The organism is Flavobacterium sp. Root935, assembly GCF_001429295.1.
Classification (GTDB): Bacteria; Bacteroidota; Bacteroidia; order Flavobacteriales; family Flavobacteriaceae; genus Flavobacterium.
This window is the reverse complement of sequence record NZ_LMJL01000008.1, coordinates 283,964-290,369: the sequence shown is the minus strand read 5'-3', so window position 1 is coordinate 290,369 and position 6,406 is coordinate 283,964. Positions and strand designations below refer to the sequence as shown.

The following is a 6,406-nucleotide window of genomic DNA, read 5'->3' as shown; positions in this document are numbered from 1 at the left end:
AATGGTTGATTGTTAATGGTTGATTGTTAATGGTTGATTGTTAATGGTTGATTGTTAATGGTTCATTGTTTATGGTTCATTGTTTATGGTTCATTGTTGATTTTTAATTTTTAATTTTTAATTTTTAATTATTAATTGTTAATGATTGATGGTTGAATTTAATTGAATACTTGGAGTAGAAATTTTTGTTTTCTGGAGCGAATTCGAAAGGTCGCATGAAGCTCTGCTAAGAATAATAAATAGAATCCTGACAGGTTTTTAAAACTTATTAGGATTTCTTTGAAAGACAATACTTTTAAAAATGAAAAATATAAAAATCATCACTTTTCTTCTTATAGTTTTTTCTTTACAGAAGAATAGTGCGCAAGTCTGGGTGCCTGATAATGGAGATGGAACTTATACAAATCCAATCATTCATGCCGATTATTCAGATCCAGATGTTGTTCGCGCAGGCGATGATTATTATATGACAGCTTCATCTTTTAATTGTAATCCAGGATTACCAATTTTACATTCTAAAGATTTGGTGAACTGGAAAATTGTTGGATATGCACTTACCAAACAGCCGCCCTTTGAAACATACAATAAAGTGCAGCACGGAAATGGGGTTTGGGCGCCCAGCATTACTTATCATAATAATGAATTTTATATTTATTATCCAGATCCAGATTTTGGAATTTATATGATTAAAGCCAAAAAAGCAGAGGGACCTTGGTCTGAACCACTTTTAGTAAAAGCTGGAACTGGTTTAATCGATCCTAGTCCGCTTTGGGATAATGATGGTAAAGCTTATTTAGTTCATGCTTTTGCGGGAAGCCGTGCGCAGATTAAGAGTTTACTGGTAGTCTGCACCATGAATTGGGAAGGTACAATTGTGAATAATGACGAAGTAATGGTAATTGATGGACATGCAGGTGAAGAAACAATAGAAGGACCAAAATTTTACAAACGAAATAATTACTATTACATTTTTGCACCAGCTGGCGGTGTTCCTACAGGCTGGCAGACTGTTTTAAGATCTAAAAATGTTTTTGGACCTTATGAAAAGAAAAAGGTTCTGGAACAAGGATCGACAACTATAAACGGTCCGCATCAAGGCGCTTGGGTAACAACTCCAACAGGCGAAGATTGGTTTTTTCATTTTCAGGATAAGGGTGCTTACGGACGAATTGTTCATTTACAGCCAATGAAATGGATAAACGACTGGCCAGTTATGGGAGAAGATTTTGATAAAAACGGAATTGGAGAACCAGTTACCACTTATAAAAAGCCAAATGTAGGAAAGAAATATTCAATCGAAATTCCAGCAACTTCAGATGAGTTTAACGAGCCAAAATTAGGATTGCAATGGCAGTGGCAGGCCAATAAACAAATCAATTGGGGATTTCCAACAAGTTTGGGATACTTTAATTTGTTTTGCAATACCACGACGACAAACATTTTTAATGCTCCAAATTTATTACTGCAAAAATTTCCGGCAGAAGAATTTACAGCAACTACTAAACTAACTTTTAATGCTAGGTTAAATGGCGAATCTACAGGATTAATCATTATGGGATTGGATTACAGTTATCTCTGTTTTAAAAACGATAACGGAAAATTATACCTGAATCAGAAAACTGGAACTTTTGCTGATTCAGTCTCACAAACCGAAACAAAACCCATATCAATAGAAAGCAATACCATTTACCTTAAAGTAAAAATTAAAAAGGGCGGAATCTGCAGTTTCTTCTATAGTTTAGATGATAAAAATTATCAAGTTATAGGAAATGAATTTACAGCAAGAGAAGGAAAATGGATTGGCGCTAAAGTTGGTCTTTTTGCTTTAGGTGAAGAGGTGAAAAATGATTCTGGAAATGTTGAAGTAGATTGGTTTAGAGTAACGAAATAACAAGAAATGATGCAGTTAAAAAAACAAATACTATTTTTTTTATGTCTTTGCAGTGTTGCTGTAAATTCTCAGAATACATATAAAAATTGGTCTGAAATTATTCGTAAGAGTGATGCAGCTTGGTTTGCTTCGGCGGATGCCAAAAGAATAGCAGAAAACGTTCTACTGTACCAAAGAGATATTGGTGGCTGGCCAAAAAACATTCAGATGCAGCAGGAACTCACAGAGAAGCAAAAGAAAGATTTACTTGCATTAAAAAAAACAGCCATAGAAACCACTACAGACAATGGAGCAACTTGCCAGGAAATGCTTTTTATGTCAAAAATGTATGCTCAGGTAAAAGACGAACGTTATAAGGAGTCTTTCTTAAAAGGATTAAATTATTTGCTAGAAGCCCAATATGAAAATGGAGGCTGGCCTCAATTTTATCCCTTAAAAAAAGGATATTATACGCATATTACCTACAATGATGATTCGATGGTTAATATTCTAAATGTAATAAAATCGGTGGCTGATGAAACCAATTATTACAGTATTAAACCTTCAAAGGAAGTTGTTGAAAAATGCAAAAAAGCATTTGATAAAGGAATCGACTGTATCTTAAAAACACAATACAAACAAAATGGAGTTTTAACAGCATGGTGCGCTCAGCATGACGAAATTACTTTAGCCCCAGCAAATGCAAGAGCTTTTGAATTGGCTTCTTTAAGCGGTTATGAATCGGCAAAAATTGTATTGCTTTTAATGTCTTTAGAAAAGCCGTCAGCAGAAGTTGTGACTGCAGTAAAAAGTGCTGTCGCTTGGTTCGAAAAAACTAAAATTACCAATTTAGAAGAAAAAAGAGTTGTAAACGATGCAGGGAAAGTAATAGATAAAAAAATGATTCCTGCTGTAAATGCTGGGCCTTTTTGGGCAAGATTTATGGATTTGGAAACCAATGAACCTTTCTTTTGCGATCGTGACGGAATCAAAAAGAAGTCGATTGATCAAATTGGAGCAGAAAGACGAAACGGTTATTCATGGTATTCTGATGCGCCAAAAGAAGTTTTAAAAAGATTTCCAGATTGGGCAGTAAAAAACGGGACAAAAGTTTCGGCTTCAGAAAAGAAAAATGTAACCCTAATTACGGTGGCACAAGATGGTTCTGGAGATTTTACAAAAATTCAGGATGCAGTATATGCATGTCCGGCCTTTCCTTACGAGAAAGTTACTATTTATGTGAAAAATGGAACTTACAACGAAAAAGTCCGCATACCAGAATGGAACTCGAATGTAATTTTAAAAGGCGAAAGCAAAGAAAATACAATCATTACTTTTGATGATAACTTTTCAAAAATTAGTTTAGGTCGAAATAGTACCTTTTATACGTACACACTTTTGGTAGAGGGAGATGATTTTTCGGCTTTAAATTTAACTATAAAAAATACTTCAGGAGAACGTGGTCAGGCTATTGCATTGTCTGTTGTGGCAAATCGAGTTAAAATTTCAAATTGTAACCTTTTAGGAAATCAAGACACTTTGTATTTATCAGGAAAAGACGCAAAGCAGTATTTTAAAGATTGTTATATAGAAGGAACAACCGATTTTATTTTTGGAGGTGCCACAGCTTTATTTGAAAATTGTATTATACACAGTATTAAAAGTTCATACATAACTGCTGCTTCAACTCCAGAAGGAACTGATTTTGGTTTCGTTTTCAAAAATTGCAAACTAACGGCAAATCCTGAGGCGAAAGATGTTTACTTGGGAAGACCATGGCGTATTTATGCCAAAACGGTTTTTATTAATTGTGAAATGGGTAAACAAATTAAAGCAGAAGGCTGGGAAAATTGGGCAAAACCAGAAGCAGAAAAAAAGGCCTTTTATGCAGAATACAATTGTAAAGGTGAAGGTTTTCAGCCTTCTAAAAGAGTAAGCTGGTCGCATCAGCTTTCTAAAAAAGAAGCGGGTCAATATACAATAGAAAATATTTTAAAAGATAAGATCTCGGGCTGGTATTTGAGGTAAAGTCTTAGTCCCAGTTTTCAGTCTCGGTCTCGGTTTGAAAACTGTGACTGAAAACGGCGACTGCGACTGAAAACTGAAAACTGAAAACTGAAAAACAGCTATTAAAAACTATAAAAAAATGAATTCTAAATACTTATTTCTCCTATTTTTTACCTGGGTTTCTTTTTCCCAAAACAGTGATTTCCCTTCAGAAAGAGTAGATTCTATAGTGAAAAGAATTCAGCTGCCCGTTATTCCTGCTTATCAGATAAATGTGTTGAAACTTGGTGCAAAAGGCGATTCAATTACGGATAACAAAAAAGTTTTTGATAAAGCCATGGCTTTGTGTAAAAAAAATAACGGTGGGACAATTATTGTTCCTAAAGGAATTTATAAGATCAACGGCCCAATTCATTTTGTCAGCAATGTGAATTTAAAAATTGAGAAAGGCGCAAAAATTAAATTCAGTGATAATCCAAAAGATTATTTGCCATTAGTTTTAACCAGCTGGGAAGGAACAATGCTCTACAATTACAGTCCGTTAATTTACGCTAATAACTGTACCAATATAGCCTTGACAGGAGAAGGAATCATTGATGGTGAAGGCGGAAAAATATGGAAAACTTTTAAAGCAAAAGAAGGCGAAGGAAAAAACCGCAGCCGTGAAATGAATCATAACAATAATCCAATTTCAGAAAGGAAATTTGGAGAAGGCTATTTTTTAAGACCGCAAATGATTCAGTTTTTGAATTGCAAGAATATTTTAGTCGAGAATATTCGCATTGAAAACTCACCATTTTGGTGTCTGCATCTTTTAAAATCAGAAAGCATTACGATTAGAGGAATCAGTTATAAATCATTGAATCATAATAATGACGGAATCGATCCAGAATATGCAAAAGATGTTTTAATTGAAAATGTGAACTTTGATAATGGTGATGATAATGTTGCCATAAAAGCGGGACGAGATCATGAAGGAAGGGCCAATGCAGCAACACCAAGTGAAAATATTGTAATTAGAAATTGTAATTTCAAAGGACTGCATGGTGTCGTTATTGGCAGCGAAATGTCGGCTGGTGTTCGCAATGTTTTTGTTGAAAATTGTAAAACAGCAGGTTATCTTAAAAGAGGAATTTATCTGAAAACCAATGCAGACAGGGGAGGTTATATTAAAGATATTTTTGTGAGAAATATAAAACTCGATGAAGTAGAAGACTGTCTTTACATTACAGCCAATTATCACGGAGAAGGTAAAGGCTTTCAATCGGATATATCAAATGTACATTTTTCTGATATTACCTGTAACAAAGCTTCAGAGTCGGGAATTGTAATTCAGGGTTTTCCAGATAAAAAAATTAGGAACATATCCTTAAAGAATATTGAAATCAAATCGGCAAAAAATGCGTTGTCAAACGAGAATGCAGAAAATGTTCTAATGACAGATGTTTTTATTGGGCAAAGAGCTGGTGTGCCGTCGGCGGTTTCAAAAAATTAGTTTTTTTTGGAAGGTCAAAGGCTCAAAGGTGCAGAGTGACAAAGGTTTTCTGTAGAGAGGCACAGCAGTGCACGTACGTGAAGAGTATCCGAAAAAATCTGGTCTGTCGGTAAAAGTGAAAGTACTTTTACGATTAAGAAGGTCTTCGACTACACTCAGACTGACAATTCCAAAACAATTAACATTAACAAAAATAAAATGAAAAAATATATACTATTAACGTTTTTAATAACCACATTTTGTTTTGCTCAAAAAACAGCAGTTTATTGTATTGGAGATTCTACAATGGCTAATAAAAAAGATCCAGATCGTAATCCAGAACATGGATGGGCGCAGGTGTTACAGCCATTTTTCAATGATAATATAGTTGTAATAAATAAAGCTGTAAATGGAAGAAGTACTAAAAGTTTTATTAATGAAAAACGCTGGGATTCTATTTATAAAAAATTAAAAAAGGGGGATTACGTTTTAATAGAATTTGGACATAATGACGAAAAAATAGAAGATTCCACTCGTTACACTAATCCTCATACAAGTTACCGCTATAATCTAATTCGCTTTGTAAAGGAAAGCAGGGAAAAAGGAGCTATACCCATATTATTGACTTCAATTGCCAGACGTAATTTTAATGAGAAAGGTGTATTAGTTTCCACTCATGGAGACTATCCTTTGGAAACAAGATTAGTGGCGCAGGAATACAAAGTACCATTTATTGATTTGGAGTACTATACAGAATTACTGGAGCAATCTTATGGTCCAGAAAGATCAAAACAATTGCATTTACATTATAAAGCTGGTGAAAATCCTTATTACGATAAAGATAAGGCAGATGATACACATCTTTCTTTAAAAGGTGCTACCGCAATAGCCCAAATTGCTGTAGAACAAATAAGACTTTTAAATGACTCATCAATTGATAAACTTAAAAAGGGAATAAAGTAATTTTTACGTTAGCAAATATATGTGAAAAGAGAGAACTTTGGTTCTCTCTTTTTTTATAAACTTTTTTTAATCTTTTTTAGTGTTAAAATTTT

At 34.0% G+C, this 6,406-nt stretch carries 4 protein-coding genes; all 4 read left to right on the top strand.

The window, feature by feature from the left end; all coding sequences use genetic code 11:
- Positions 1 to 301 precede the first annotated feature (301 nt).
- A complete protein-coding gene (locus ASE40_RS06630) occupies positions 302 to 1,891 on the top strand; it encodes a glycoside hydrolase 43 family protein (RefSeq protein WP_057116178.1) in 1,590 nt (529 codons plus the stop codon).
- 6 nt (positions 1,892 to 1,897) lie between these two features.
- Positions 1,898 to 3,898 (top strand): pectate lyase, encoded by a 2,001-nt coding sequence (pelA, locus tag ASE40_RS06625; RefSeq protein WP_057116177.1) that lies wholly within the window; start codon positions 1,898 to 1,900, stop codon positions 3,896 to 3,898.
- Positions 3,899 to 4,016: 118 nt separating this feature from the next.
- Positions 4,017 to 5,372 carry a glycoside hydrolase family 28 protein gene (locus ASE40_RS06620; protein WP_057116176.1) on the top strand — a complete coding sequence of 452 codons (1,356 nt, stop codon included), beginning with the start codon at positions 4,017 to 4,019 and terminating at the stop codon, positions 5,370 to 5,372.
- 198 nt (positions 5,373 to 5,570) lie between these two features.
- On the top strand, positions 5,571 to 6,314 hold the full coding sequence (locus ASE40_RS06615) for a rhamnogalacturonan acetylesterase (RefSeq protein ID WP_057116175.1): 744 nt from the start codon (positions 5,571 to 5,573) through the stop codon (positions 6,312 to 6,314).
- Positions 6,315 to 6,406 lie beyond the last annotated feature (92 nt).